Raw genomic sequence first — 24,411 nt, forward strand, 5'->3', positions numbered from 1 at the left:
GGCATGTCAGACCCGTGCCGCGGTCACGGCAGCCGAGCCCCAGGTGGTCCGCCAGCGCCGCTTGACTCCGTGCAGGCCGAACCAGGCGAGCACCCCCAGGCTGGCGAACAACCACAGGGCCAGTTGATAGCTGCCAGTACTCTGCTTGATCGCGCCCATGCCGGCCGCCAGGGCGAAGCCGCCGATGCCGCCGGCCATGCCGATCAAGCCGGTCATCACGCCGATTTCCAGGCGGAAACGTTGTGGGACCAATTGGAACACCGCGCCGTTACCGGCACCGAGCCCAAGCATCGCCAGTACGAACAGCGCCAGGGCGGCATAGGAACTGGGCAGGTTGAAGCCGACGGCGGCAATGCAGGTCACGGCCACGGCATACATGCCGAGCAGGGTGCGGATGCCGCCGAAGCGATCGGCCAGGGCACCACCCAGCGGTCGCATCAGGCTGCCGCCGAACACGCAGGCGGCGGTGTAGTAGCCGGCGGTCACCGGGCTCAGGGCGTACTGGTCGTTGAAGTAACCGGGCAGTGCGCTGGCCAGGCCGATGAAACCACCGAAGGTCACGCTGTAGAAAAACATGAACCACCAGCTGTCGCGGTCGCCCAGGGCCTTCATGTAGTCGCCCATGGACTTTGCCTTGGGTCGTTGTGGTGCATTGCGCGCCAGCAGGACAAACACCATCAGGGTGGCGACCAGCGGAATCAGGGCGAAGCCGAAGACATTGCTCCAGCCGAACGAGGCGGCGAGCAACGGCGCGATCAGGGCGGCGAACACCGTGCCAGAGTTGCCAGCCCCGGCGATGCCCATGGCCTTGCCCTGGTGTTGCGGCGGATACCACTGCGAGGCCAGCGGCAGGGCGACGGCGAACGAGGCGCCAGCCATGCCGAGGAACAGTCCGAGCAGCAGCGCCTGCTCGTAACTGTGGATACCCAGTTGCCAGGCGCCGAACAGCGCGGCGATCACGCAGACCTGGCCGATGATCCCGGCGGCCTTTGGTGACAGTCGGTCGGCCAGCATCCCCATCACGAAACGCAGCACCGCACCGGCGAGGATCGGCGTGGCCACCACCAGCCCGCGCTGTTGCGTGGTCAGGTGCAGGTCGGTGGCAATCTGCACGGCCAGGGGGCCGAGCAGGTACCAGACCATGAAACTCAGGTCAAAATACAGGAAGGCCGAAAACAGGGTCGGGGTATGGCCGGATTTCCAGAAGCTTGCATTCATCACGCACCTCAGCGGTAAGAGTCTCAGGGGGCTATCGCAAGGGGCAATCAGGTGGTGCGGCTGCACCACCGGCCCGGATTTGCGGGACCAGAACGCAAAAGACGTCGCCACCCGCTCTGTCATCAGTGCAGAAGGGGTGGGCGACGTCTTTGTCGTAAAGTGGGGCAACCGCCGTTGGTTACCTGCAGGATCGAGTAAGCAAGAGGCGGGCCAGTCCCGTGGGCAGTTCAGCCGAGCAGTTCACTCATGGCGATGATCTGTTCGGCGACCTGGATCAGCTTCTGTTGGCGGCTCATGGCCTGGCGCCGCATCAGGGTATAGGCCTCTTCTTCCTTGCAGTCCTTCATTTTCATCAGCAGGCCCTTGGCCTGTTCGATGCGCTTGCGTTCGGCCAGTTGCTGGTCCCGTGCCTGTAATTGGGCACGCAGCGCCTGGTCGCTCTCGAAACGGGCCATGGCCACGTCGAGGATCGGCTGCAGGCGCTGGGCCTGGATACCTTCGACGATGTAGGCGCTGACGCCGGACTTGATCGCCTGGCGCATCACATCCGGGTCGTGTTCGTCGGTGAACATCACGATCGGCCGGGGTCGGTCACGACTGACCAGCACCACCTGTTCCAACACGTCGCGGCTGGGGGATTCGGTGTCGATCAGGATCACGTCGGGGTGCACGGTTTCCACTCGACCGGGCAGGTCGATGGTCAGGCCCGACTCGTCGATGACGTCGAAACCGGCCTCGACCAGGGCGCTCTTGAGCCGCCCGACCTTTTTGGCCGTGTCGTTGATCAGCAGGATACGCAGCATGTCCGGACCTCCGATCAGTGACGCCCGAGCGCGATCGGCTCGTCGTGCATGGCATGCAGGCTGAAACCACGGGCATAGCCGGCCGGGTCGCTGCCGTCCCAGACCTGGCCGTCGAGCAGTCGGCTGCTGCGCATCACCTCTGGACCGTATTCGATGCCCATCGCGGCCGCCGCCTGGCGATACAGCGCCAATTGCTGCACCTGGCGCGCCACGCCGAGGTAATCCGGGTCCTCGCGCAGCAGCCCCCAGCGACGGAACTGGGTCATGAACCACATGCCATCGGACAGGTAGGGCAGGTTCACCGCACCGCCAGCGTGGAAGCGCAACGGGTGCGGGTCTTGCCAGCGCTGGCCGAGCCCGTCTTCGTAGTGGCCGAGCAGGCGCGGCTGGATCTGCTCCAGCGGTGCATCGAGGTAGTCGCTGCCGCTGAGCAGTTGTGCGGTGCCGCGGCGGTTTTCCGGGTTCTGTTCGATGAAACGACTGGCTTCGAGCACCGCCATCACCAGCGCCCGTGCGGTGTTGGGGTACTGCTCGACGAACGTGCGCGTGCAGCCGAGTACCTTTTCCGGATGATCGGGCCATATTGCCTGGCTGGTCGCCAGGGTGAAGCCCAGGCCCTGTTTGACTGCGCTATCGCTCCAGGGCTCGCCGACGCAGAACCCGTCGATTCGCCCGGCCTGCAGATGCGCGAGCATTTGCGGTGGCGGCACCACCACGCTGTCGACGTCATGCAGGGGATGGATGCCCTGGCTGGCCAGCCAGTAATACAACCACATTGCGTGGGTGCCCGTGGGGAAGGTCTGGGCGAAGGTCAGTCTTGCGCCGTTCTGGTGCGCCTGTCGGGCCAGTGCTTCAGCGCTGGTCACGCCGGCTTCCTGCAAGGCCGAGGAGAGGTTGATGCTCTGGCCATTCTGGTTCAGGCCCATGAGCACCGCCATGTCGGTGGCCGGGCTGCCGCCGATGCCCAGGTGCACGGCGTAGATCATTCCGTACAGACTGTGGGCGGCATCCAGTTCGCCGCTGACCAGCTTGTCGCGCAGGCTGGCCCAGGATGGTTGGCGCTTGAGGTTCAGGGTCAGGCCGTACGGCTGGGCAAACCCCTGGGTGGCGGCGACCACCAGCGAGGCGCAGTCGCTTAGCGGCATGAAACCCAGGTCGAGGCTTGGTTTTTCCGGGGCGTCGCTGCCATTGACCCAGGCCAGGGCAGAGACTGGAAGTTCGTTCATCGGCTGTGCACTCTTGATGAGAAATGCCGTATCCAATCGGTGCCAATGGCACTCTCGGGTACGGCATCGCTGTCTTTTCCCGGCCGACGTTGGCGAGGGTTTACCCGTTGTAGCAAGGCATATGCCACCGTCGCCGGCAGCCTGCGGGGCTCATCAGCTTCTCATCATGATCTGCCCGGGGGATCGAGCCATCATCGTTCACGGTTGATCGACAGACAGGTGGATGCAAGGTGCAGGCTGACGAATGCTTCGCAATGACGTGTCCAGGGGGCTTGTCCGCGCAGCGGGTGGCGTTCGTGCGGGCCGGCGACGCCGGTGTATGCCTGTCCCCCGAAGACGTGATGGTCTGCTGGTACCTGCCGCCCGGTTGGCAGGGACTGGTGGTCGGGCGCAGCGCGTTGAAGAAGGTCTCTGGCAGTTGGAGCAGTCTCGCCTGCCCCGGTACCTGCCTGATGAAGCTGCAGGTGTTCATCGACATGGGCGTGGCCTTCGAGCGTGATCGTCCATGCATGCACTCCCTGGCCGCCTTGCCGATGCCAGCCGCGACGAGCCACAGCCGGGCGTGCCTGGAGCGGTGGTACATCGATCGTGCACTGCGTGACGATCCCGCCTACCGGGTGTTTGCTGCTGTGCTGCGCCAGAGTGCCAGTTACTGGTTGGTGCGGTTCCTGCTGGAACAGGGCACCGCCAGCGAAAAACTGATTGCCCTGGCCCGGCGCTACGGGGTCTCGGTTTCGCATTTTCGGCGCTTGTGCCACCAGGCGCTGGGCGGTGCGGCCAAGCCTGAGCTGCGTGACTGGCGTGCGGCCAAGGCGCTGTTGCGGATGATCCGCGGTGGCGGCTCGCTTACCGATGTGGCGCTTGAGTACGGTTATGCATCCTCGTCGCATTTTTCCAAGGAGGTGCGCGAGCTGCTCGGTGTGGCGCCAAGCCGGCTACTGGATATCGTGGAGCAGCCGGGTTGAGATCGGCCGGGCTGCGAACCGTGTGCTGTCGGTTCGGCGCGGTGCTCCTGCTGGGCTCGCTGTGCTGGGGCGTCGGTGCCGCGCCTGGGGGGAGTGGCGACTACGTCGCGCGCGAGGAAGGCTTGCGCAGCTTTTTCTCTGCCTTGTCGGGGCCCCTGGGCAAACCGATCATCGTCAGCAAGGCGGCCGCCAGCAAGCGCATCAGCGGTGAATTCCCGTTGCACTCGGCCCGCCAGACCTTCGACCGGATCGTCAGCCAGATGGGGCTGATCTGGTACAGCGACGGCCAGGCCATCTACCTGTATGACGCCGGCGAGGTGAAAAGCTCGGTCGTTGCGTTGCGGGTCATCAGTGTCGACACCCTCAAGCAGTTCCTGCGCCAGTCGGGCCTTGAGGATCCGCGTTATCCGTTACGCAATGACGGGCGCCGGACCTTTTACGTTTCCGGTCCGCCGATCTACGTCGACCTGGTCATGCAGGCGGCGCAGCTGATGGACAATAGGCCTTCGGAACTGCTGCTTGGCCAGCAACGGATCGGCGTCATCCACTTGCTCAACACATTCGTCGGTGATCGCGAGTATGAACAGCGCGAGCGGAAGGTCTCGATTCCCGGCATGGCCACGGTGATCGAAAGTCTGCTCAAGGGCGAGCCCGGAGGTGTCGAACCTCAGGTCGAGGTGAAGACCCTGGCGGGCAGCCCGATGCGCATGCCGCAGTTCCCCCTGGAGGGATTGGCGATGCCGATCGCCGCGGACGATCCCACCGCGCCGCGGGTGCTGGCGCGGGAGGCTGCCGCTGGCAACATCCGCGTAGTGGCGTATCCGGATACCAACAGCCTGCTGGTCAAGGGCCTGCCAGAACAGGTGCGTTTCATCGAGAATCTGGTGGCGGCGCTGGACGTGCCCAAGCGCCATGTCGAATTGTCGCTGTGGATCATCGACCTGAACCAGGACGAACTGAATCAGCTCGGGGTGAGTTGGCAAGGCGGGCTCAAGGTGGGCTCGCAGCTGGAGCTGTCGCTCAACGCCGGTTCGGTGACCACCCTGGACGGCATTTCCTTCATGGCCCGGGTCATGGCGCTGGCCCGGAAAAACCGTGCCAACGTGGTGGCGCGGCCGGTGATCCTGACCCAGGAAAACGTGCCGGCGCTATTCGACAACAACCGCACCTTCTACACCCAGTTGCTCGGTGAGCGCAGCGTCGACCTGCAAAGCGTCACCTACGGCACCCTGGTCAGCGTCCTGCCGCGCTTCGCCATCGCCGATGAAATCGAGATGTCGCTGAACATCGAGGATGGTAGCGAGGTCGAGCGGGGGGAGCACGAAGTCGCGGCGCTGCCGGTTGTCGGGCGTACCCGGATCAATACCGTCGCCCGTGTGCCCCAGGGCAAGAGCCTGTTGGTCGGCGGCTTCACCCGTGACGACTATCGAGAACAGGTGGCGCGCATTCCATTGCTCGGCTCGATTCCGCTGATCGGCGGGTTGTTTCGCTATCGGATCAACAGCTCGGCGAATACCGCTCGGGTGTTTCTGATCCAGCCCCGGGAAATTCTCGGTGCACTGCAGGACAGCCCCCAGGAACTGGGCCGTGGCCTGATGAGCGACGAGCAGCAGGAAGCGGTGCGCCGGGCCTTCATGCGTGCGGTGGACGGCTGAGATGGTCGCGATCGGATCTGCCGCCAATCGCGCGTTCATGGCGCGCCTCGATGCTACCCGGCAGGATGCCCAGGCGCAGCCCGGCAGCGAGTCGAATGATCCGGACTCGAGCCCGGTGGCGCTGTTGCAGCGCTTTATCCAGAACAGCGACGACATGTCGGCGGCCCTCGCGCGTTTTCGCCATCGCCGGCATTTCGAACTCAGGGCTGAAGGCCAGGCGGAGAGCTTCGAGGCCGTTCTCGAAGAGGATGCATTGCCCAAGGCTCACCAGGTGCTGGCATTGGCCAGGGCGGCGGAAAAGCCGGTGGAGTGGCTGTTGCGGGCGGCCCGCGAGCTGTTCCCCGATGACAGTGACCTGGTGCTGGTGCTGCGCGAGCTGCTACGGCGTCGCCAGCTTGAAGCCAGCACTCGCCAGCGCCTGGAGCAACTGCTGGAAACGGTCGTCGCCCAGGCACCGCCCCGACGACTGAAGGCCGGCATCAACAGTGCGCTGAAAGCCCGGCTGTTCGGCCGGGCGATGGCCCTGCGTGCCGGGCTGTTGCGCGAAGCCTACCGGGATTACCTGGAAAGCGGGCTCGGGGCCGTCGGTTGCTACGAGGATTGGGTGGCGCTGTTCGGCGCTGGTCGGCGGGCCACGGTATTGGCCTTCATCGAAGCGGCGCTGCTGACCGATATCGCTGCCCTGGACCCCAGCTGTTCGCGTCTCGAATTTGGCCCGCTGCTCGCCCGGCTCGCCGACCTCAAGCGCCTGCGCTCGGCAGACACGGCCTTTGTCGGCGGGCTCCTGGGCAATGAGCGAGTGCGTCAATACAACGCCGAGGAGGCTGATTGGCTGGTGTTTTTCTTCGGCGTGCTCGGCCATCCCGGTGAACTCGACCAGCTGTTGTACGGTGTGCTCGGCGAACGCTTGCTGCTGGCCTTGCATCGCGAGCGTTCGATGCTGCTGCAGGCGGTGCGGCGCGCCTGCCTGCAGCTGCCTCACGGGTTGTTCGCCGAGGATGACGCCTTGCCGCGACTGGCCGACCAATTTGCCGCGCTGGCCGAGGTCGCCCTAGCCCAGGAGCAGATCGAGCGCCGGCGCGGTATCTCGGACGGAACAGGTAGCTAGCCGACATGTCCGAGCGAATTCTAAGGGCCGTCGCGGCCCGTCCCGAACTGCTGATCCTGTCGTTGATGGTGATGATCATTGCGATGCTGATCATTCCACTGCCCACGCCCCTTGTGGATTTCCTGATCGGCCTGAACATCGTCATTTCGCTGCTGATCTTCATGGGCTCGTTCTACATCGAGCGCATCCTTGGCTTCTCCACCTTCCCGGCGCTGTTGTTGCTGACCACGCTGTTCCGCCTGGCCCTGTCCATCAGCACCAGTCGGCTGATCCTGACCCAAGCGGATGCCGGCGAGATCATCGCTTCCTTCGGCGAGTTCGTGATTGGCGAGAACCTGGTGGTCGGGTTCGTGATCTTCGCAATCGTCACGGTCGTGCAGTTCATCGTCATCACCAAGGGCTCGGAACGGGTGGCCGAGGTGGCAGCGCGATTTTCCCTGGACGGCATGCCGGGCAAGCAGATGAGCATCGACGGCGACCTCAAGGCCGGCGCCATCGATGCCGCTCAGGCCCGCGAGAAACGCAACGTGCTGGAGCGCGAAAGCCAACTTTATGGTTCCTTCGACGGCGCGATGAAGTTCATCAAGGGTGATGCCATCGCCGGGATCATCATCATCTTCGTCAACTTTCTCGGCGGCATCGCGATTGGCGTCGGCCAACTGGGCATGGACTTCGGCGCGGCGCTGTCGATCTACACCCTGCTGACCATCGGCGATGGCCTGGTGGCGCAGATCCCTGCCCTGCTGATTGCCATCGGTGCCGGTTTCATCGTCACCCGGGTCAACGGCGATGAGGCCAACCTGGGGCGCAACATGCTAGCGCAGATGTTCGCCAATCCTTTCGTGGTTGGAGTGACCGCGTTGCTGGCGGTGGCGGTGGGGACGCTGCCGGGGTTTCCGCTGGCGACGTTCCTGGTGATCGCCGCGTTGCTGGCGCTGGTGGTGTTCCTGCGGTGGCGCAGGCAGCGTATGGCGGCAGGCGATGCCCGCGGGGGAGAGCCACAGGCGCCGGTCGAGGGGGCGGAGGAGGGCGAGTTGGGACTGCAGGGCAACCTCGACGAAATAGCCACCGAGACGGTGGCACTGATTCTCCTGGTGCCGTCCTCGCGGCTGGACGAGCTGCGGTCGGCCAGGCTCGCCGAACGGTTTCGCAACCAGTTCTTCGTCGACTACGGCCTGAAAATCCCGCAACCGCAATTGCGCGCCTCCGACGCATTGCCCGGTCACCACGTCGCGGTGCTGATCAACGAGGTGCGCGCCGACCAGTTCGACATCCACTTCGAGCACTGGCGAGTGCTCGACTATTCGCCGGAGCTGGCCGCCATGGGCCTGCCGCTGGTGCGCGGACGTGACAGCAACAACCTGGAGAGTGTCTGGATCGCCGCCTCGGGCAGGGCCACTGCAACGGAGCTGGGCTATCAATTGCGCGCGGCGCATGACGAGTGCTACCGCTGTCTGGTGACCCTGTTGGCGCGCAACATCAACGAGTTCTTCGGGGTGCAGGAAACCAAGGCGCTGCTGGATGAAATGGAGGGTCGCTACCCGGACCTGCTCAAGGAAGTCTATCGCCATGTCACCGTGCAGAAGATCGCCGAGATACTCCAGCGCCTGGTCGGCGAGCGGATCTCCGTGCGCAACCTGAAGCTGGTGCTCGAATCCCTGGCCCACTGGGCTTCGAGGGAGAAGGACAGCATCGCCCTGGTCGAGCATGTGCGTGGCGGCCTGGGGCGCTATATCAGCAACAAGTTCGCCCATGGCAATGACTTGCGCGTGCTGCTGCTGTCGCCGGAGTTCGAGGAAGTGGTGCGCAACGGCATCCGGCAGACCTCTGGTGGCAGCTTTCTCAACCTCGAGCCTGCGCAATCCGAAGAGCTGGTCGATCGGCTGAGCCTGGGCCTGGAAGGCCTGCACGTGCCGCAGAAGGACCTGGTGCTGCTCTGTTCGGTGGATGTGCGGCGCTATATCAAAAAACTGGTCGAAGGACGATTTCGCGAGCTGGACGTCATGTCCTTCGGCGAGATCAGCGAGACCATTTCCGTAAATGTCATCAAGACCCTCTGAAGGAAAAGTACCCATGCAGAATATGGATATCGCCGAACGCTTGCGGGCTGCGCTGTTGTACAGCGGCTGTACCGACGCGCAACTGGGACGGTTCGATGCCCACAGTACGATCGAGATGGAAATGAAGGATCAACCCAATATCTGCGTCGACGTGGTCGACGGCGACGTCTGGCTGTGGAGCGCGCTGGCACAGATGACCCCTGCGGTTTTTGCCTACAGTGCCGAGGCGCTGTTGCGCTACCTGTTCAAGGGCAATGCCGATTCCCGCACCGGGCAGTTGCAACTGTTCGAGGCCAACGGCCAGTTCGAGGCGCGGTTGATGCTGGGCGAGCAGGCACTGGGCAGCGATCGCTCCTTTGCCGAAGCGATCGACGGGTTCATGCAGGACACCGAGGAACTCAGCCGTATCATTCGCCAATGAGCGGGTTGCGGCTCGAACGCCGGGGCGCCCATCCTCGACGCCTCAGCGGCCCGCTGATCGAGGCGGCGTTGCGCGGGGTGTCCATCGGCGAGGTCTGTGAGGTCCGCCGGCACTGGCGCTCGACCGAGCTGCTGGCGAGGGCCCAGGTGATCGGCTTCAAGCCCGATGTGGTGGTTCTCAGCCTGCTGGGCGAGGCCCGCGGGCTGTCGCGTGAGTCGATGATCGTGCCGACCGGTACGTCGCTGCGGCTGCATTGCAGCACGGCGATGCTGGGTAGCGTGCTCGATGCCCGCGGCAGCATCGTCGAGCGTCTGGCACCGGCAGCGGGGCTCGATGGCCGGGACTATCCGGTGGATGCCGATCCGCCTGCCTACCAGCAGCGCCGTCCGGTGAGCGAGCCGCTGTTGACCGGTATCCGCGCGATCGACGGCCTGTTGACCTGTGGGGTCGGCCAGCGCCTGGGCATCTTCGCCGCAGCCGGCTCGGGCAAGACTTCGCTGATCAACATGCTGATCAGGCATACCGAGGCCGATGTGTTCGTCATCGGCCTGATCGGCGAGCGTGGGCGCGAGGTGACCGAGTTCATCGAGCATTTACGCCACAGCCCCAAGCGTGCGCGTTGCGTGGTGGTCTATGCCACCTCCGACCTGTCCTCGGTGGACCGCTGCAACGCGGCCCTGCAGGCGACAGCGGTCGCCGAGTACTTTCGCGACCTGGGGCATTGCGTGGTGCTGCTGCTCGACTCGCTGACCCGTTATGCCCGCGCCCGTCGTGACCTGGCCCTGGCGGCCGGCGAGATGCCGGCGCGGCGTGGGTATCCGGCTTCGGTATTCGATGCCTTGCCGCGTCTGCTCGAACGTCCCGGACACACGGTGCTTGGCAGTATCACCGCGTACTACACGGTGCTGCTGGAAGGCGACGATGAGCCCGATCCCATTGCCGAGGAGATCCGTTCGATCCTTGATGGGCATATCTACCTGAGCCGCAACCTGGCCGCCAAGGGCCATTTTCCGGCGATCGATGTACTGCGCAGCGCCAGTCGGGTCGCGCGGCAGGTGACGCATGAAGCGACGCAGCGCCTGGCGGTCGCCGCCCGCGAGGTGCTGGCGCGCCTGGAAGCGTTGCAGGTGTTTCTCGACCTGGGCGAGTACAGCCCGGGTGCCGATGCGGCCAATGACCGGGCCCTGGCCTGCCGGGATGGCCTGAACGCCTGGTTGCGCCAGGCCGCCGACGAGTCGAGCGCAGCAGACGAGACCTTGCGGAGCCTGCATGAACTCATTGGCTGATATCGACCGTTTGCTGAGCTTTGGCGCCTGGCGCCTGCGTCGGCAGGAGGCGGCACTGCTGCGGCTAAGGCAGCGACGGGCGCAGTTGCTGGGCGAACTGTCGGCGTTGGCCGAGCAGGAGGATTCACTGCGGGCCTTGCTGGATAGTCATCGCGCCGAGAACTGCGTGTTCGAACACTGGCAGTTGCTGGAGACCTTGCGCCGCCAGGCGGTGATTCGTCGGCAGTTGCAGATCGTTGCGCTGGAGCGCCAACCGCTGGCGGAGCAGCGGAGGCAACTGGACCAGGAGGTGCGGCAGGGGCAGCAGGCGTTGCAGCGGTTGCAGCACCAGCAGTCCAGATTCGCTGCGTTGCACCAACGCTTGCTCCGAGAACTGTGGCAGGCGCGGTTGCGCCGCGCTGAGCGTGAAGTCGATGAACTGATCGAGGTGAGACGATGAATAGTATTTTTCCGGTGTGGCCTGTCGTCGAGCCAGTCCTGGACGATCAGGTGGCCGGGGCGGGGCCGATCGAGCCAGGCACGTCGGACCTCGACGAGGAGTCGATGCCCGAAGGGGTTGCCCTGTTGCTGGCCGGGTTTGCGCCCGTGTCCAGGATTGATTGGGCAGGGGGCCGGCCGAGGCGCGGCGATGGACCGCCAATGGTGCGGCTGGGGCAGCAGGCGGACGTGGTGATCGGGCTCGCAACCGATGCCTGGGACGGGCAGGGCCGCGACAGCCTGGCGGTCGTCGGGGTGTTGGAAAAGGGTGACCTGCTGTCGACAGCGAAGGGCATTGGCGTGGCCGGGGACGTGTTGCCCGGCGAGTCCGGGGAGCTACTGCGCGGCACGCCAGGTGCCTCGGCCGGGACGATAGTGGATGGCGGGGACGCAGCGGCCATGGCCAGTGATGAGGGCGATGCTCCTGCCGGGTCAGCGCTAGAGACGCCAGGGCAGATTGAGCTGGCCTGGCGCGCTGGCGACGAACTGGCGCCACCGGTGGTTTCGGCCCGGTCTGAGTCCCAGTCGGCTCAAACCCTCCTCGAGGGTTTGGGAAGTGACCGGGAGACAACGGCCGACCTGCATGAGGGCCCGCCGGAGTCACCGGACCAGGATGATGAGATGACCGGCGATTTCCTCCAGGTGCCGTTTCGCAACGAGCGAGCCCAGGGCAGCGTGCTGATCAGCCGGGAGGGGGCCGGAACCGGTGGGCTGTTGATCCGGGCCACCGACCGGCAGGTATTCGAGCAACTGCGTGGGCACCTCGACCAGGCCCGGCAACCGCACTGGCGACTGGCCGAGGCGACGTTGCCCGAGAACGGGGCGCGGTCATCGTGAGCTGCTTGCTTGCGGGCCTGCGTCGCATTGACCCGCTGGATCACGCACGACAGCAGGCCGTCGAGCGCTGGCGGTTGGCGGGCTACCGGGCCGACCTGCATCAGCCGTCGGCGGATGGCGTCTACCTGGAATTCTCTGTCGAGGGTCAGGGCGGCGGTTGGCAGGGGCTGGTCGAGGCCCGCGAATGGCTCGATGGCCTGTTGCCGACCTTGCGCGCATTGCTGAAGGTGCCGTGCTCCATCGAGCGGATCGTCGGGTTGTTCCAGGCCCTGGCGCGGCCGCTGGCGATCGATCTGGATGAGCTGGGCTACGAACATCTGTCGGCCGTCAGGGTGAGTGCTGCGCCGCCGCAGCCGTTACCGCGCCTGGCAACACCCCGCGGGGCGCTGTGGCTGTCGCGCCTGCCTTCGGGGTCGCCGCCGGCGCAACCGTTGTCGCACTACCCGTGGCTGACGGGCCTGCCGCATTCGTTGCGCACCACGCTGGGCTACAGCCGGATCGGGTCGGTAGCCCTGCACCTGCTTGCCGAGGGCGACGTGCTGCGCATCAGTCGCGTGACCCGGCAATGGCAACTCGCCGGCCAGCCGGTCGGCGACTTCACCTTCACAGAGCAAGGCCTGCACATGACCCTGTCAGTCACTCCAATCGATTCACCGCAAGCCGAGCTGGCCGAACCCGATGCTGTGCTGGGCAGCGTACCCGTACAGTTGGAGTTCGTGTTGCATGAGCAGCGCCTCGACCTGATCGAGTTGGCGGCACTGATCGAGGGCCGGATGCTGTTGCTGGAGGCGTCGGTCCTGCGCAACATCGAGGTCCGCGTAAATGGCCGGGTCATCGCCTGCGGTGAGCTGGTGCAACTGGGTGAGCAGTTGGGCGTGGAATTGCAGCAGATCGGCGCGGGAGCGCCCGGATGAACAATGATGTTTCGCTGATCGCGCTGTTGGCGTTCGCTTCGTTGCTGCCATTCCTGGTAGCGGCGGGTACCTGTTACCTGAAGTTTTCCATCGTGTTCGTGATCGTGCGCAATGCCCTGGGGTTGCAACAGGTGCCGTCGAACATGAGCCTCAATGCGATCGCGCTGTTGCTCGCGCTGTTCGTGATGAGCCCGGTGGTGCAGCAGGGGTACGCCTACTACCAGGACAACCAGGTGCGCTTCGATAGCGTCGAGTCGTTCGTGGCATTCAGCGAAAATGGCCTGGGCAGCTACAAGGACTACCTGCGTCGTTATACCGACCCGGAGCTGGCGCTGTTTTTCGAGCGGGCCCAGCGCGTCGGCGAGGAAGAGCCGATGGCATTGCCCGATGAGCAAACCGAGCCCTCGCTGTTCGCCTTGCTGCCGGCCTATGCGCTGAGTGAAATCAAGAGTGCGTTCAAGATCGGCTTCTATCTCTACCTGCCCTTTGTCATTGTCGACCTGGTGATCTCCAGCATCCTGCTGGCGCTGGGCATGATGATGATGAGCCCGATGATTATCTCGGTGCCGATCAAGCTGGTGCTGTTCGTCGCGCTCGATGGCTGGGCCCTGCTGTCCACCGGATTGGTCGGGCAATACCTGACACTGCTGGAATGAGGGACGGCGCATGAGCGATCTGGTCTATGCCGGCAACAAGACTCTGTACCTGATCCTGCTGATGGTCTCCTGGCCGATCATTGCCGCGACCGTGGTGGGCCTGGTGGTCGGGGTGATCCAGACCGTGACCCAGTTGCAGGAGCAGACCCTGCCGTTCGCGCTCAAGCTGCTGGCGGTATCGGTCTGCCTGTTCCTGCTGGCGGACTGGTACGGCGAGACGCTGCTGGGGTTCAGCCGGGAAATCATGCACCTGGCACTGGGTTGAGGACGGCATGTCGATAGGCCTGTTTTTCGACCTGCACGGCTGGCTGGCGGCTGCATTGGTGGCCTCCGCGCGGTGGGCGCCGATCTTTTTCATGCTGCCGTTTCTCAACAGTGGTGTACTGACCGGAGCGCCGCGCCAGGCGGTGATCATCCTGGTGGCGCTGGGTTTTTCGCCCAGCGCCGGCATGGCCCTGCCGGCAATGGACAGCCTGGCTTTCATTGGCCTGCTGATCCGCGAGGTGGGCATCGGTATCCTGCTCGGCTGCCTGCTGTGCTGGCCGCTCTGGGTGTTGCATGGCATGGGCAACCTGATCGACAACCAGCGCGGGGCGATGCTCAGCAGTACGGTCGACCCGGCCAACGGCGTCGACAGCTCGGAATTGGCCACCTTTCTCCAGTTGTTCGCAGCGGTCGTCTACCTCGAAGGCGGCGGCATGCAACTGGTGCTTGAGACCGTGGCCCGCAGCTATCGCCTGTGTGCACCGGGACTCGATTGCCCGATGAGCCTGGCGCTGCAGATGGCATTGCTCGATGGTGTGCTCGGCAAGGTCCTGGTCATCAGTGCCCCGGTGGTTGCCAGCCTGCTGGTCAGCGAGCTGCTGCTGGGCCTGCTGTCACGCTATGCACCACAGATGAATGCCTTTTCCGTCTCGCTGACGGTCAAGAGCCTGGTGGCGCTGGCGGTGCTGATGCTGTACTTCGCCAGCCACCTTGGCGATGAAGTTCAGCGCATGGGGCAGTCCCTGGAACGGGTCGATGCCCTGCTGGGTGGGGCGGGGCAGCGCTGACATGTCCTCCAGTGCCTCGAAGACCGAAAAGCCCACGGCCAAGCGCCTGCGTGATTCGGCGCGCAAGGGCCAGACCTTCAAGGCCAAGGATCTGGTCATCAGTTGCATGATGTTGTGCGCGATGCTGTTCCTGGTTTCCGGCATTTCCCTGCTTGAGGTCATGGAAGTCTATCGACGGATCATCGCCGCCGGTTTCGCCGATGATGCCCAGCGCTACACCTTGCAGCTGCTGCAACTGGCCCTGCTGTGCGTGCTGCCGCTGGCTCTGGTGTGCGTGTTGAGCAGCGCGTTGCCGGCGCTGTTGCAAAGCGGTTTTGCCTTGGCCACCGAGGCCCTGAAGTTGGATCTGGGGGCGCTCAATCCGATCAACGGATTCAAGAAACTGTTCAGCCTGCGTACCCTCAAGGACAGCCTCAAGGCCGTGCTCTACCTGGGCAGCTTCGCGCTGGCCCTGTGGGCGGTCTGGCATTCGGAGCGCCAGTTGCTGTTCGCCCAGTTGTTTGCCCAGCCGCCCGACCTGTTCCCGGTATGGGGGCGGCTGCTCCTGATCCTGCTGCTGGCCTTCATGCTCTGTGCACTATTGATCGTGCTGCTTGATGCGCTATGCGAGTACTGGCTGCATATCCGGGAACTGAAGATGGACCTGCATTCGGTCAAGCGCGAGCACAAGGAGCAGGAAGGCGACCCGCAGATCAAGCAAAAGCGCCGCAACCTGCACCTGGAGCTGCTCTCCGAGCAGGTCAGGTCGGATATTCGCGGCTCGCGGATCATCGTCGCCAACCCGACGCACATCGCCATTGGCATCTACTTCCGCCCGGACATCAGCTTCATCCCCCTGGTCAGCGTGATCGAAACCAACCAACGGGCTTTGGCGGTACGCGCCTATGCCCGGGAAATGGGCATTCCAGTGGTCAACGACATTCGCCTGGCCCGCCGGATCTATCGCACGCACCAGCGCTACAGCTTCATCAGGCTGGAGGCGATCGAGGAAGTCCTGCGCCTGCTGATCTGGCTCGAACAGGTCGAGCAGGCCTGAGGCGACAGTACCTCGCCGGACGCCAGCATGAGCGCATTTTGGCGGTGGTCAGGTGGGTTTTTTGGCTCAATGCGGGCGTCAATCAGGCTGGCGCCATCTTCAGGAGTGTGGTCGATGAGTCGCAAAGACAGGCAAGAGGACGAACAGATGGCCTTCGAGGCGGTGCAGGCCGTCCTGGAGGGCATGCCGCTCAAGGATGTGCGCGGGATCAGCGATGAGCAGATGGATAGTCTTTATGCCTATGCCTACGAGTTCTACGAGCAGGGACGGCTGGACGATGCGGAGAAGTTCTTTCACTTCCTGTGCATCTACGACTTCTACAACAGCCAGTACTGGATGGGACTGGCAGCGGTGCACCAGCTGCGGAACAACCATCACAAGGCCATCGAGCTGTATGCCGTGGCCTTTGCCCAGGGCAAGGACGATTACCGACCGATGTTCTATACCGGCCAATGCCAGCTTGCACTCGGGCAGGGCGGCAAGGCCAGGTTGTGTTTCGAGTATGTGCTCGAACGGGTCACCCATGATGACTTGCGCAGGCAGGCCCAGGTCTACCTCGATGCCTTGAGTCATATCGACAGCTCAGCAACGGAGGATCAGCAATGACAGAAATCAATGGGTTTCCGGGCGCCGGGCCGCTGGTTATGCCTGACGCCAGCCCCTATGCCGAAGCTGCCCGAAAGGCGGCGCGGACCGATGAGTTCCAGCGGCTCAATCACGAGTTGCTGGCGTCCCTGGAGTCGGTGGACTACGAGTCCGCCGGTGGTGCCCGGAGCGACTCCCGCCCGCGGCTGCAACCGCCGCCAACGCGGCCTGGGGAGGGGCAGTTGAATGCCGAGGGCGAGTTCGTGCGGCTGATCGCCTCATTGGTCGAACTGCTGGGCAACACCAGCCTGGAAAGCCTGAAAAACCGCCTGTCGTTGCTGCGCACCATGGCACAGGCCTCCCAGCAGGCCCTGCAGCGGCTGTCCGGCGAGTATGTGCAGGCGTTGGCCGAACTGGTGGCGGCCCAGGGAGCGGTCGATACCAGCCTGGAACAGTTGGAGGCGTTGCAAGCCAGGCTCGACCGGGCGCTGCTCGACCTGGCGGCGGCTGAATCGCACCTCGCTTCGTTGAGCCCGTCATCGCCGGAGTATGCCGCAGCCCTGGCCCGTCGGGAGCAGGCCAGGGGCGTTGCCAGCAACCTGCAACAGGGTTTCCGGCAGGCGGTGGAGGCTCACGGGCAGTTGATCGCTACGGCCCGGCTCGCCGCGATCAAGGCCGAAGAACTGGCCAGGCGGGTGCAGGGCAAGGCGACCGGGCAGCCCGTCAGCGATGGAGCGGACCAGCAGCACCTGAACGCGGCGGGTGCCCTGGTACTGGCGATGGCCCGGTTGATCGGGTTGCTGGGCGAGTCGGCCGATCGACAGCTGCAGGCCGACCAGGAGCTGTTCCTGACCATGCAGGCAGCTCGCCAGGAGTTCATGAAGATCAAGTCCGAGGAATACCAGGAAGAGGTGCGCAAGGCCGAGGCGGCCCAGAAGGCCATGGGGTGCATTGGCAAGATCCTCGGCTGGCTGGTGCTGGCCGTCAGCGCGGTGGTCGCGGTGGTCAGTACCGTCGCCACCCTGGGGGCGGCGGCACCTGCTGCCGGCGCCCTGATCGGTGCGGCGATCGGGGTGGTCGGCGTGCTGACCTCGCTATCGGACATGATCGTCAAGGAACTCACCGGTAGCTCATACATGGAAAAGGCCATGAAGCCGGTAATGGAACTGTTCCAGAAACTGGTCAAGGTGATGGCGGACATGTACACCCAGGTCCTGTTGGCGATGGGCGTTGCCGAGGAGAAAGCCAAGATGGTCGGGGCGATCATCGGTGCGATAGCCGCGGTGGCCACGGTCATCGCGGCTGCCGTGGTGGGTGTCCAGGCTGCCGGACCGGTGCTCGGCTCGGTGGTGAACAAACTCATGGAAAAGCTCGGCGACGTGTTTTCCAAACTGGTGCCGGAGTTGCTCAAGCAGGCCTTCACCAGTGTCGGCAAGAGCCTGTCGCGGTTGGTGGAGCAATTGCGGAGCCTGGTGGCCTCATCCAGCGATGACGTGACGATGAACCAACTGAAGAACCGCCTCGAAATGCTCCTGGCGACGGTCCAGGCGGCGGGTACCAGCACCCAGGCGGGGTTGCAGGTCAAGACCGGAGTCCATCAGAAACAGGGGGCCGAGCATCTGGCCGATATCCGCGTCAGCATGGCTATCGTCGATTCGCTGGGAGGGTATCTGGAAGAGGCGTTGGGGACCTTCGCCCGGTTGATCGAGCACAAGGACGAGCAGATGAAACGGCTCATGGCCGACATGCAGCATGGTCACGGCGCAGCCCTGCAGGTTGCCCGCAACATCAGGCTTTGAACGGAGATAGTGTCATGCTCGGAGTTTCCCCTACATCGCAGATGCCCCAAGTCGCCGCGGAACTCAATCTGCCTGAGTCTCCAGCAGGCCAGCCGGCCCAACCGGCGAGGCCAGCCCTTGAGGGCGCGCTTTTGCAGGCCGGTCTCGATAGGCAGGTCACGCCCGATCGGTTGCTCCAACTGGGCGTCGCCCGTTCGAATGTCATGGGCGACTTGAAACGATCGTTGGATGTCCTGGGGTTCACCGACGTGCAGTTGGCAACCCTGGACAGTCGGATGGACGAGAAACAGTTCGAGACGCTGCGGGCGCTCGGTTCGTTCGGCCATTCCGAATTTATCAGCCTGGTCGGCCGTCTGGACGACCAGGCGTTTCAACGGCTGACTGATATCAGTGAGTTCAGCGATACCGACCTGGAGATTCTCAGGCAGGCAGTCGCCAGACAATCCGATGACGAGCAACTGCAGTCGTCAGGTTTCGACCCTAGGGTCTGGGAGCAGCATATCGGTGTGCTGCTGACGGCGATCATCGCCATGAACATCGCCCGGGTGGCCAATGCCCAACTGCGCGGACACTTCAGCGTGATGGCCGCTAATGCCGCGGTGGAGCAGGGCAAGGCGATCCGTGAGGGCGGCAGCGCCAGCCTGTATGCGGCGCTCGGTGGAGCAATGGTCGCCGGTGCCTTGTCCATCGGCGGCTTGGCCCTGACGCTCAAGAGTTACCAGGGCAAGCATGCCGATATCGTCGGCAATCGGCGCGAAGCCCTGGATGCCGGACGCCTGGAAACCGACCTGCGCAGGCAACTGCGCGAGCCCGACAAACTGAACGTCTCCACTCCCGAAGACCGGCAGGCCTATCGCAACTGGCTGGAGAGCCAGATCAGCGACGCCGGCAAGCGCCGCGAGAATGCCCTGTGGTTGAGTGAGTTGGGGGCGCGAGGGCCGGACCGGCTGATCGCGATGGGTACCAGCATGAACTCGATGGCCATGGTCCTCAGCAACGTGTTGAGCGCGACCATTCGTCTTGACGAGATTGCCCAGCAAGAGCGGCAGGTGTTGCAGCAGAGCAACCAGAACGTCCACAAGAGCCTGGCGGACGAGGAGAGCCAGGTCGACGCCAGGGACACCGCGCTGCTGCAGAAACTGATGGAAATCATCCAGCAGATCACTCAATCGCGTAACAGCGTCATCGACGCCCTGGTGCGAGCCTGATGGAAATCTCGAACAATCCAACCGTCCAGGCCCCGGATCTGGTGACTGGCCCTGTCGTTCAATCGTTGCCGGCTCCTGGACCGGCAGCGCCACCGCCGAGAGCCGATGAGCCGCTGGAGGTCCTGTTGGGGGACATCCAGAGCCAGTTGGAACGGCTGCGACCGAAAAACCTGAATCGGGTGCAACAACTGCTCGATAGAGCAAAGTCAGGGTCCGGACCTTTGCCGGATGGCAATGCATCGGCACTGACGCCGTATGAAAGTGCTATCGAACGAGTAGGGCACTGGCGGGATGATCTGTTGTACGTTGGTGACTCGATGAAGCAGGTGATATCGCTGTTGGAGGTAAGTAGCGGAAGTCGTCGCGAATACGCCGAAAAAGTGCTGGGCCAACGCTTGAAAGCCGTCGAACAGCAAGCGAACGCGATGATCGTCGAGGAGCCTGGTGTGATTGCCGGTGTGGCGGCCTGGCAGGCATCGGTCGTCGACGAGTTGCTGGGCCTGCTCCCGCCCGAGGTTCATGGGCAGGGCGAAGAGATTGCCGCCAGGGCTCCGGCGTTTTTCGACCAGTTGATCGAGCTGATCGACCGGATTGGCGAGCGTTACCTGAACGTCAACCAGAACATCGTCCGTAAATACTCGGCCTTTTTCGACAAGTTCAACAGTGCGATTACCTCCAGGCTCCAGCAATGGATGAAGGCTGTCAATGAGGGCAAGGACATCGAACTTGATGTCGCCGAACTGAAAGACGCCCTGCAGGCATTGATGGCCGATCTTGATGGCGAGCTGTTCAAGGGCTCCGAGACGGATGCGCGTAAGTGGTGTGAGGCCCTGGGGCTGCCGGAAAGCTGCGTGAAGAAAAATGCCGATGGCAGTTGGTCGGTCATGATCGACCTGGACCCACTGAATCAGATGCTGGAGGATCTGGATCGACTCGCTGTCGGTTCCGATGGCAAGGTGGTACTCGACAGTGCGAGTTTCCAGGCCTGGCAGTCCGGTTTCAATGTTCAGGTCGACCGGTTGAAGAACAAACTCCAGGAGTTCACGCAGAAGTACTCCAGTGCCAACGCCACATACGACAACTTCATCAAGGTCTTGTCCAATCATCTCAACCAGTTCGCGGACATGTTGAAGGCCATGGCCCATTTCTGACCCCCGCCTGAACCCTTTCACTACTTCTTGAAGGCGAAGCCTGCGGAACTTCCGTCGGCTTCGTCCTGCCTTGGACAAACTACCGATGAGCTATCTGAAACCAGGCAATTGCGAGTATTTCATCGAGCAACAGGTCATGGTGCTGCTGGCGGGATATTTTCAGCTGGAGCGGCGCAAGGTCCTGCTCGACTCGCGGCTGATCGAGGATCTGTACCTGAACTCGATGGGCATCATCGAGATGGCGCTGTTGATCAACGACGCCTTTGAGATTGACCTGCCGGAGAGCGGCGTGGCCGGATGGCGTACGGTCGCGGATGTCTGTCGGCTTGTAGGAATTACCCGGCAAAAAAGGGAAACCATGTAGATAACCGAGGTCCTGTAGAGATTTTTCTGATGTTATCTGTCTGTCGCTGCATGAAGTTTTTTAGATGTTGAAGGCTTGTAGTGTTTTTCTTGTTTTTATGGAGAAAAGTCCTACGGACTGTTGTTGGTCAAGTTTCTATAGTCGCTTGGTTCCTCGCGACAAGCCCTGGTTGCCCAAGGCTTGTTTTTGAATGTCAGTACATCTGCATAGAGGTTTCAAGATTGATATGAGTCTGGCCACTGCCAATGCTAACTTCCTGAAAAAATCCTTCGCGTTCGGCGAGTGGATACTGCAGGGCGATGGAGTGCTGCTGCGCAATGGAAAGGCCGTTCATCTGCCGCCCAAGGAGTTGCATGTCCTGCGCCTGCTGCTCGGTGCTGCTGGTCGGCTGGTTACCAAGGATTATCTGCTGGATTACGCTTGGGCCGGCAGCGACGCCGCCGAGGAGTCGTTGACGCGCTGTATCTATGCCCTGCGTAAATTGCTCGGGCCGGGGCGGGGCTATATCGCGACCGTCTATGGCAAGGGCTATCGCTTCACCGGTGCGGTGGCGCCGCTGGCCCCCGTACTCGAGGAGCAACCCATGGCCTCCTCGTTGGCGGTCCTGCCGTTTCGCCACGCGGATGACCTGGCGGCGTCGAGTCTCCAGGAGGCGACGATCAGGCAAATGAAGGCGGCGTTCGATGGCGCCCTGCGAATTCTGCCGGCAGCGCTGACGATGCCGGGTCCTGGAGCGGCCGACACCCGGCAACTGATGGAACAGTTGGCGCCCGACTATTACCTGAGTGGGCGTTTCCATGCCCGGGGTGAGCAACTGGAACTGTCGGTGGAACTGATCCGTGGTAACGGTCACCATCTGGTACATGGCCCCATGGCCATCAAGGGCACGCTCGAGGACCTGCTTCGGTCGATGGTCTCGATGGTCGCCCACCATCTGCCCGATGTGCGTCCTGCTGTCGGTGGTTGTTCGTCCTACCCGTTGGCGCTGGCTTTTCTCAAGGGCATGTACGGCCTGCAGCGTCATACTCCGCAAAGCGTCAGGGAAGCCCTGCTGTATTTTCGCCAGTGCGTGCAGATGGACGCCAGTTATGTGCCCCCCTGGTGTGGCGTGGCCGACGCGTATCTGGCGCTGTCGCAGTTGGGGCTGGTCGACCAGCAGAGTGCGGTTGGCAATGCCCGCGATGCCGTGGCACAGGCCCTGCTGCTGGAGCCTGGAAATCGCGAGGCGCTGGCACGGTTGGCGTTGGTTACCAGCCTGCAAGGCTGTGCCGATGCCGCCCACGTGTTGTTTCAGCGTTGCCTGTTGGGTTGTGATCGGGCTGACATCCACTACCTGCACGCCTGGCATCACTGGTTCGGCGGGCGCACTGATCGGGCGCTGGAGTGCCTGGAATCGGCGCTGCGGCATGATCCTTCCTCGATCGCCGCGCAACTGATGCGCATTCGGATCGCTTTCGCCCGTGATCCACGCACCGCGTTGGCAATGACCCGCGAGGTGCTGGAGGGGCAGGACGACCAGCACCCGGTGCTGCAGGACCAGTATGCCTCCATCGAGGCCCATTGCCGGAGCCTGGATCCGTCCGGCGCGCATCCGCAAGGCGGGGCATGAACAGGCAGTATCACCGCGTAGGCTGGCTGCTGTTGGCATGGGCGGGACCGCTGGCGGCTTTCTGCTGGGAAACCGCTGGGCGCGAGCATCGCATCGAGCCGGAACTGCTGTACGCCATTGCCCATGTTGAGAGCGGACTGCGCCCGCAGGCCATGAACCACAACCCGAATGGCAGCCGCGACATCGGCCTGATGCAGATCAACAGCCTGCACCTGCCGCGACTCGCCGGGCAGGGGATCAGCGAACAGCGGTTGCTGGACGACCCTTGTCTCAGCGTGCAGGTCGGGGCGTCGATCCTGGCACAGTTCATCGGCCAGCATGGCTACGGCTGGAGGGCGGTGGGTGCCTACAACGCTGGCAGTGGCGTGGACCGTGAGGATATCCGCGAGCGTTATGCGCGCAAGGTCTGGCATGTCTATCGACAACTGGTGCCTTGAGCGGGAGGATTCTGATCGGAATATTCCTGCAGCAGCGGTGGGCCGATCAGGATCGACCCAGGGGGGCTGGATAACATTCCCGAACGCTTTCCCATCGTAGAGGGTGGTGATGTCGGATAACGCCTTTTTACCCTGTGTGCTGAGAATCGGCAGTGGCCTGTTGCAAGGCTGTGAGTTCAGGCTTCGCAGTCGGTGCACGCTGTTCATCGTCGGCACCCACGACGTGCTTGGTGACGATGGATTGGTCGCAGCCGTACCCGCTGAAGCGATTTTCGTCCCACTGGAGCAGCCCTCCTGCAACTTCGAGGTACTGCTCGGCGACAAGGGCGCGAGCCTGCGGATACTCGGCGAGGAAGTCGAGGAGCGAGACGTGGTATTCCAGCGCAGCGAGCGGATCGGCGAATTGCTTGTAGCGCTGCGGCCCGAAAGCGAGCCGTGGGGGAGTGGGTTGTTCAGCGCCATGGCATCGGGCGAGCCAGCACCGGCCATTCGCAACAGGCGGCCATGGCTGAAGAAAGTGCTGGTCACGGTCCTGCTGTTCATCCTGCTGGTGGTCTGCGCGGCGGTCTCGTCGCTGCCGATGGAAAGTTCGCGGGCGGATATCGCGGCGCTGGTCGCAGGAACGCACGAACCCACCACGGTGCAGCAGGGACGGGATGAGCGGATCTATGTGTTCGTCAGGTCCGAGCACGATGCGGGCTGGAGTCGCCAGGTGCTGATGCGCCAGAGGGTCTCCGGCACGGTGCTGGATGTGCAGGATGAGAGCCGGCGATTGGAGAGGCTGCTGGCCGAGCGGTTTCCCATCTTGAGGGTTCATCGCGTGGACCTGGAGCGGCCCGCCAGTGTACGGGTACTCCATGGCGCTGCGGACGACCTGGTCGATGCCGGGCTCCGGCAGCAGGTCTCGCGACTCTTGCTCGGCGAGGCCGCCTACGTGCGGCAGGTGGATTTCGAGGTATTCGACGAGCGCGTGCCCGGCATGCTGGCCGCGCAAGGGCTGGAGCAACTGGGTTTGTCGTTCGAACGGGTCGAACAGGGTGCAGGCACGCTATTCACCATCGCTGGCGATCTGCGCGATGCCGAGCGGGAAGATGCCCGGCGTTTCGTCGACGAGTTCTATCGGCGCTGGGGCAGCCGCCAGGTGCGGTTCAACATCGAACTGCGTGACGATCCGTTCAAGGGCCGTTCGTTCCAGGCCGGTCCCGAGGGTTACATCAAGACGAGCCAGTCGTCCTGGCATTTTCCAACGACGCAACAAGTGAGGTGATGGATGGATGCTCCAAAACGTATCGAGTTTGCCGACGATTTCCTGGGCAAGCAGGCAGCCGCTTTCGAGTCGGGAGCCCAGGACCTCAAGGAAATACTGGACGATGCGCTGCTCGCACTCAAGGGCGACCCATCGAATCCCGGGCTGCTGGCCAGTTACCAGGCTGCGTTTTCTTCCTACACCGTGTTCCGCAATGTCCAGACCAACACCGTCAAGGGCTTCAAGGACACCAGCCAGACCATCATCCAGGCGGCGCGCTGACGTTCTGCCAACGAGC

25 protein-coding genes are annotated in these 24,411 nt (G+C 63.4%); 22 read left to right on the top strand and 3 right to left on the bottom strand.

The features are described 5' to 3' along the window. Window positions 1-6 precede the first annotated feature (6 nt). From AC6I6U_RS12335 to AC6I6U_RS12345, 3 genes are all read right to left on the bottom strand, one after another. A complete protein-coding gene (locus AC6I6U_RS12335; protein ID WP_497882210.1) occupies window positions 7-1,218 on the bottom strand; it encodes a nitrate/nitrite transporter in 1,212 nt (403 codons plus the stop codon). 227 nt (window positions 1,219-1,445) lie between these two features. Then, on the bottom strand, window positions 1,446-2,021 hold the full coding sequence (locus AC6I6U_RS12340; RefSeq protein ID WP_497882211.1) for an ANTAR domain-containing response regulator: 576 nt from the start codon (window positions 2,019-2,021) through the stop codon (window positions 1,446-1,448). 14 nt (window positions 2,022-2,035) lie between these two features. Further along, window positions 2,036-3,247 carry a CmpA/NrtA family ABC transporter substrate-binding protein gene (locus AC6I6U_RS12345; RefSeq protein WP_497882212.1) on the bottom strand — a complete coding sequence of 404 codons (1,212 nt, stop codon included), beginning with the start codon at window positions 3,245-3,247 and terminating at the stop codon, window positions 2,036-2,038. A gap of 254 nt (window positions 3,248-3,501) precedes the next feature. Here AC6I6U_RS12345 and AC6I6U_RS12350 point away from each other — a divergent pair, with 254 nt between their 5' ends. The 22 genes from AC6I6U_RS12350 to sctF all read left to right on the top strand — a co-directional run bounded on the left by AC6I6U_RS12350 (window position 3,502) and on the right by sctF (window position 24,395). Beyond that, a complete protein-coding gene (locus AC6I6U_RS12350) occupies window positions 3,502-4,212 on the top strand; it encodes a helix-turn-helix domain-containing protein (protein ID WP_497882213.1) in 711 nt (236 codons plus the stop codon). A gap of 20 nt (window positions 4,213-4,232) precedes the next feature. After that, window positions 4,233-5,867 (top strand): type III secretion system outer membrane ring subunit SctC, encoded by a 1,635-nt coding sequence (sctC, locus tag AC6I6U_RS12355; RefSeq protein WP_497882214.1) that lies wholly within the window; start codon window positions 4,233-4,235, stop codon window positions 5,865-5,867. Between the two features lies 1 nt (window position 5,868). Next, window positions 5,869-6,975, top strand: a complete 1,107-nt coding sequence (gene sctW, locus AC6I6U_RS12360) for a type III secretion system gatekeeper subunit SctW (RefSeq protein WP_497882215.1) — start codon at window positions 5,869-5,871, stop codon at window positions 6,973-6,975. 5 nt (window positions 6,976-6,980) lie between these two features. Then, window positions 6,981-9,035: an EscV/YscV/HrcV family type III secretion system export apparatus protein gene (locus tag AC6I6U_RS12365; protein WP_497882216.1), complete on the top strand. Its 2,055-nt coding sequence runs from the start codon at window positions 6,981-6,983 to the stop codon at window positions 9,033-9,035. A gap of 13 nt (window positions 9,036-9,048) precedes the next feature. Further along, window positions 9,049-9,456 (top strand): InvB/SpaK family type III secretion system chaperone, encoded by a 408-nt coding sequence (locus tag AC6I6U_RS12370; protein WP_497882217.1) that lies wholly within the window; start codon window positions 9,049-9,051, stop codon window positions 9,454-9,456. Further along, on the top strand, window positions 9,453-10,742 hold the full coding sequence (sctN, locus tag AC6I6U_RS12375; protein ID WP_497882218.1) for a type III secretion system ATPase SctN: 1,290 nt from the start codon (window positions 9,453-9,455) through the stop codon (window positions 10,740-10,742). Before AC6I6U_RS12370 ends, sctN begins: the two co-directional genes overlap by 4 nt. Then, entirely contained in the window at window positions 10,726-11,181 is a 456-nt protein-coding gene (locus AC6I6U_RS12380) for a SpaM family type III secretion system protein (RefSeq protein WP_497882219.1), read from the top strand. Before sctN ends, AC6I6U_RS12380 begins: the two co-directional genes overlap by 17 nt. Before the next feature lie 230 nt (window positions 11,182-11,411). Continuing rightward, window positions 11,412-12,056, top strand: coding sequence for a hypothetical protein (locus AC6I6U_RS12385; protein ID WP_497882220.1), 645 nt, complete (start codon window positions 11,412-11,414; stop codon window positions 12,054-12,056). Next, window positions 12,053-12,970: a FliM/FliN family flagellar motor switch protein gene (locus AC6I6U_RS12390; protein WP_497882221.1), complete on the top strand. Its 918-nt coding sequence runs from the start codon at window positions 12,053-12,055 to the stop codon at window positions 12,968-12,970. Before AC6I6U_RS12385 ends, AC6I6U_RS12390 begins: the two co-directional genes overlap by 4 nt. After that, window positions 12,967-13,626, top strand: coding sequence for an EscR/YscR/HrcR family type III secretion system export apparatus protein (locus AC6I6U_RS12395; protein ID WP_497882222.1), 660 nt, complete (start codon window positions 12,967-12,969; stop codon window positions 13,624-13,626). The genes AC6I6U_RS12390 and AC6I6U_RS12395 overlap by 4 nt, the downstream gene beginning before the upstream one ends. A 10-nt stretch (window positions 13,627-13,636) precedes the next feature. Further along, window positions 13,637-13,891, top strand: a complete 255-nt coding sequence (locus tag AC6I6U_RS12400) for an EscS/YscS/HrcS family type III secretion system export apparatus protein (RefSeq protein ID WP_497882223.1) — start codon at window positions 13,637-13,639, stop codon at window positions 13,889-13,891. 7 nt (window positions 13,892-13,898) lie between these two features. Then, a complete protein-coding gene (gene sctT / locus AC6I6U_RS12405; protein ID WP_497882224.1) occupies window positions 13,899-14,678 on the top strand; it encodes a type III secretion system export apparatus subunit SctT in 780 nt (259 codons plus the stop codon). A 1-nt stretch (window position 14,679) separates the two neighbouring features. Then, a complete protein-coding gene (locus tag AC6I6U_RS12410; RefSeq protein ID WP_497882225.1) occupies window positions 14,680-15,714 on the top strand; it encodes an EscU/YscU/HrcU family type III secretion system export apparatus switch protein in 1,035 nt (344 codons plus the stop codon). A 114-nt stretch (window positions 15,715-15,828) separates the two neighbouring features. Then, the gene (sicA, locus tag AC6I6U_RS12415) at window positions 15,829-16,320 is read left to right on the top strand and encodes a type III secretion system translocator chaperone SicA (RefSeq protein ID WP_497882226.1); all 492 of its coding nucleotides are present in this window, start codon (window positions 15,829-15,831) and stop codon (window positions 16,318-16,320) included. Next, window positions 16,317-18,098, top strand: a complete 1,782-nt coding sequence (gene sctE / locus AC6I6U_RS12420; protein WP_497882227.1) for a type III secretion system translocon subunit SseC family protein — start codon at window positions 16,317-16,319, stop codon at window positions 18,096-18,098. Before sicA ends, sctE begins: the two co-directional genes overlap by 4 nt. A 14-nt stretch (window positions 18,099-18,112) precedes the next feature. Next, window positions 18,113-19,306: an IpaC/SipC family type III secretion system effector gene (locus AC6I6U_RS12425; protein ID WP_497882228.1), complete on the top strand. Its 1,194-nt coding sequence runs from the start codon at window positions 18,113-18,115 to the stop codon at window positions 19,304-19,306. Then, a complete protein-coding gene (locus tag AC6I6U_RS12430) occupies window positions 19,306-20,457 on the top strand; it encodes an IpaD/SipD/SspD family type III secretion system needle tip protein (RefSeq protein ID WP_497882229.1) in 1,152 nt (383 codons plus the stop codon). The genes AC6I6U_RS12425 and AC6I6U_RS12430 overlap by 1 nt, the downstream gene beginning before the upstream one ends. An 85-nt stretch (window positions 20,458-20,542) precedes the next feature. Beyond that, the gene (locus AC6I6U_RS12435) at window positions 20,543-20,821 is read left to right on the top strand and encodes a phosphopantetheine-binding protein (RefSeq protein WP_497882230.1); all 279 of its coding nucleotides are present in this window, start codon (window positions 20,543-20,545) and stop codon (window positions 20,819-20,821) included. Window positions 20,822-21,047: 226 nt separating this feature from the next. Continuing rightward, window positions 21,048-22,430, top strand: coding sequence for a winged helix-turn-helix domain-containing protein (locus tag AC6I6U_RS12440; protein WP_497882231.1), 1,383 nt, complete (start codon window positions 21,048-21,050; stop codon window positions 22,428-22,430). Further along, window positions 22,427-22,867 (top strand): transglycosylase SLT domain-containing protein, encoded by a 441-nt coding sequence (locus AC6I6U_RS12445; RefSeq protein WP_497882232.1) that lies wholly within the window; start codon window positions 22,427-22,429, stop codon window positions 22,865-22,867. Before AC6I6U_RS12440 ends, AC6I6U_RS12445 begins: the two co-directional genes overlap by 4 nt. 109 nt (window positions 22,868-22,976) lie before the next feature. Further along, the gene (locus AC6I6U_RS12450) at window positions 22,977-24,134 is read left to right on the top strand and encodes a PrgH/EprH family type III secretion apparatus protein (protein ID WP_497882233.1); all 1,158 of its coding nucleotides are present in this window, start codon (window positions 22,977-22,979) and stop codon (window positions 24,132-24,134) included. A gap of 3 nt (window positions 24,135-24,137) precedes the next feature. Then, window positions 24,138-24,395 carry a type III secretion system needle filament subunit SctF gene (gene sctF / locus AC6I6U_RS12455; protein ID WP_497882234.1) on the top strand — a complete coding sequence of 86 codons (258 nt, stop codon included), beginning with the start codon at window positions 24,138-24,140 and terminating at the stop codon, window positions 24,393-24,395. Window positions 24,396-24,411: the final 16 nt, after the last annotated feature.

This window comes from Pseudomonas sp. UTLPPB19802 (assembly GCF_059730225.1).

Excerpts from the sequence above, each read along its gene's own strand:
- AC6I6U_RS12335 (WP_497882210.1), bottom strand. The coding sequence starts at position 1,218 with ATGAATGCAAGCTTCTGGAAATCCGGCCATACCCCGACCCTGTTTTCG.
- AC6I6U_RS12340 (WP_497882211.1), bottom strand. The coding sequence starts at position 2,021 with ATGCTGCGTATCCTGCTGATCAACGACACGGCCAAAAAGGTCGGGCGG.
- AC6I6U_RS12345 (WP_497882212.1), bottom strand. The coding sequence starts at position 3,247 with ATGAACGAACTTCCAGTCTCTGCCCTGGCCTGGGTCAATGGCAGCGAC.
- AC6I6U_RS12350 (WP_497882213.1), top strand. The coding sequence starts at position 3,502 with ATGACGTGTCCAGGGGGCTTGTCCGCGCAGCGGGTGGCGTTCGTGCGG.
- sctW (WP_497882215.1), top strand. The coding sequence starts at position 5,869 with ATGGTCGCGATCGGATCTGCCGCCAATCGCGCGTTCATGGCGCGCCTC.
- AC6I6U_RS12365 (WP_497882216.1), top strand. The coding sequence starts at position 6,981 with ATGTCCGAGCGAATTCTAAGGGCCGTCGCGGCCCGTCCCGAACTGCTG.
- AC6I6U_RS12370 (WP_497882217.1), top strand. The coding sequence starts at position 9,049 with ATGCAGAATATGGATATCGCCGAACGCTTGCGGGCTGCGCTGTTGTAC.
- sctN (WP_497882218.1), top strand. The coding sequence starts at position 9,453 with ATGAGCGGGTTGCGGCTCGAACGCCGGGGCGCCCATCCTCGACGCCTC.
- AC6I6U_RS12380 (WP_497882219.1), top strand. The coding sequence starts at position 10,726 with ATGAACTCATTGGCTGATATCGACCGTTTGCTGAGCTTTGGCGCCTGG.
- AC6I6U_RS12395 (WP_497882222.1), top strand. The coding sequence starts at position 12,967 with ATGAACAATGATGTTTCGCTGATCGCGCTGTTGGCGTTCGCTTCGTTG.
- AC6I6U_RS12400 (WP_497882223.1), top strand. The coding sequence starts at position 13,637 with ATGAGCGATCTGGTCTATGCCGGCAACAAGACTCTGTACCTGATCCTG.
- sctT (WP_497882224.1), top strand. The coding sequence starts at position 13,899 with ATGTCGATAGGCCTGTTTTTCGACCTGCACGGCTGGCTGGCGGCTGCA.
- AC6I6U_RS12410 (WP_497882225.1), top strand. The coding sequence starts at position 14,680 with ATGTCCTCCAGTGCCTCGAAGACCGAAAAGCCCACGGCCAAGCGCCTG.
- sicA (WP_497882226.1), top strand. The coding sequence starts at position 15,829 with ATGAGTCGCAAAGACAGGCAAGAGGACGAACAGATGGCCTTCGAGGCG.
- sctE (WP_497882227.1), top strand. The coding sequence starts at position 16,317 with ATGACAGAAATCAATGGGTTTCCGGGCGCCGGGCCGCTGGTTATGCCT.
- AC6I6U_RS12425 (WP_497882228.1), top strand. The coding sequence starts at position 18,113 with ATGCTCGGAGTTTCCCCTACATCGCAGATGCCCCAAGTCGCCGCGGAA.
- AC6I6U_RS12430 (WP_497882229.1), top strand. The coding sequence starts at position 19,306 with ATGGAAATCTCGAACAATCCAACCGTCCAGGCCCCGGATCTGGTGACT.
- AC6I6U_RS12435 (WP_497882230.1), top strand. The coding sequence starts at position 20,543 with ATGAGCTATCTGAAACCAGGCAATTGCGAGTATTTCATCGAGCAACAG.
- AC6I6U_RS12440 (WP_497882231.1), top strand. The coding sequence starts at position 21,048 with ATGAGTCTGGCCACTGCCAATGCTAACTTCCTGAAAAAATCCTTCGCG.
- AC6I6U_RS12445 (WP_497882232.1), top strand. The coding sequence starts at position 22,427 with ATGAACAGGCAGTATCACCGCGTAGGCTGGCTGCTGTTGGCATGGGCG.
- AC6I6U_RS12450 (WP_497882233.1), top strand. The coding sequence starts at position 22,977 with ATGTCGGATAACGCCTTTTTACCCTGTGTGCTGAGAATCGGCAGTGGC.
- sctF (WP_497882234.1), top strand. The coding sequence starts at position 24,138 with ATGGATGCTCCAAAACGTATCGAGTTTGCCGACGATTTCCTGGGCAAG.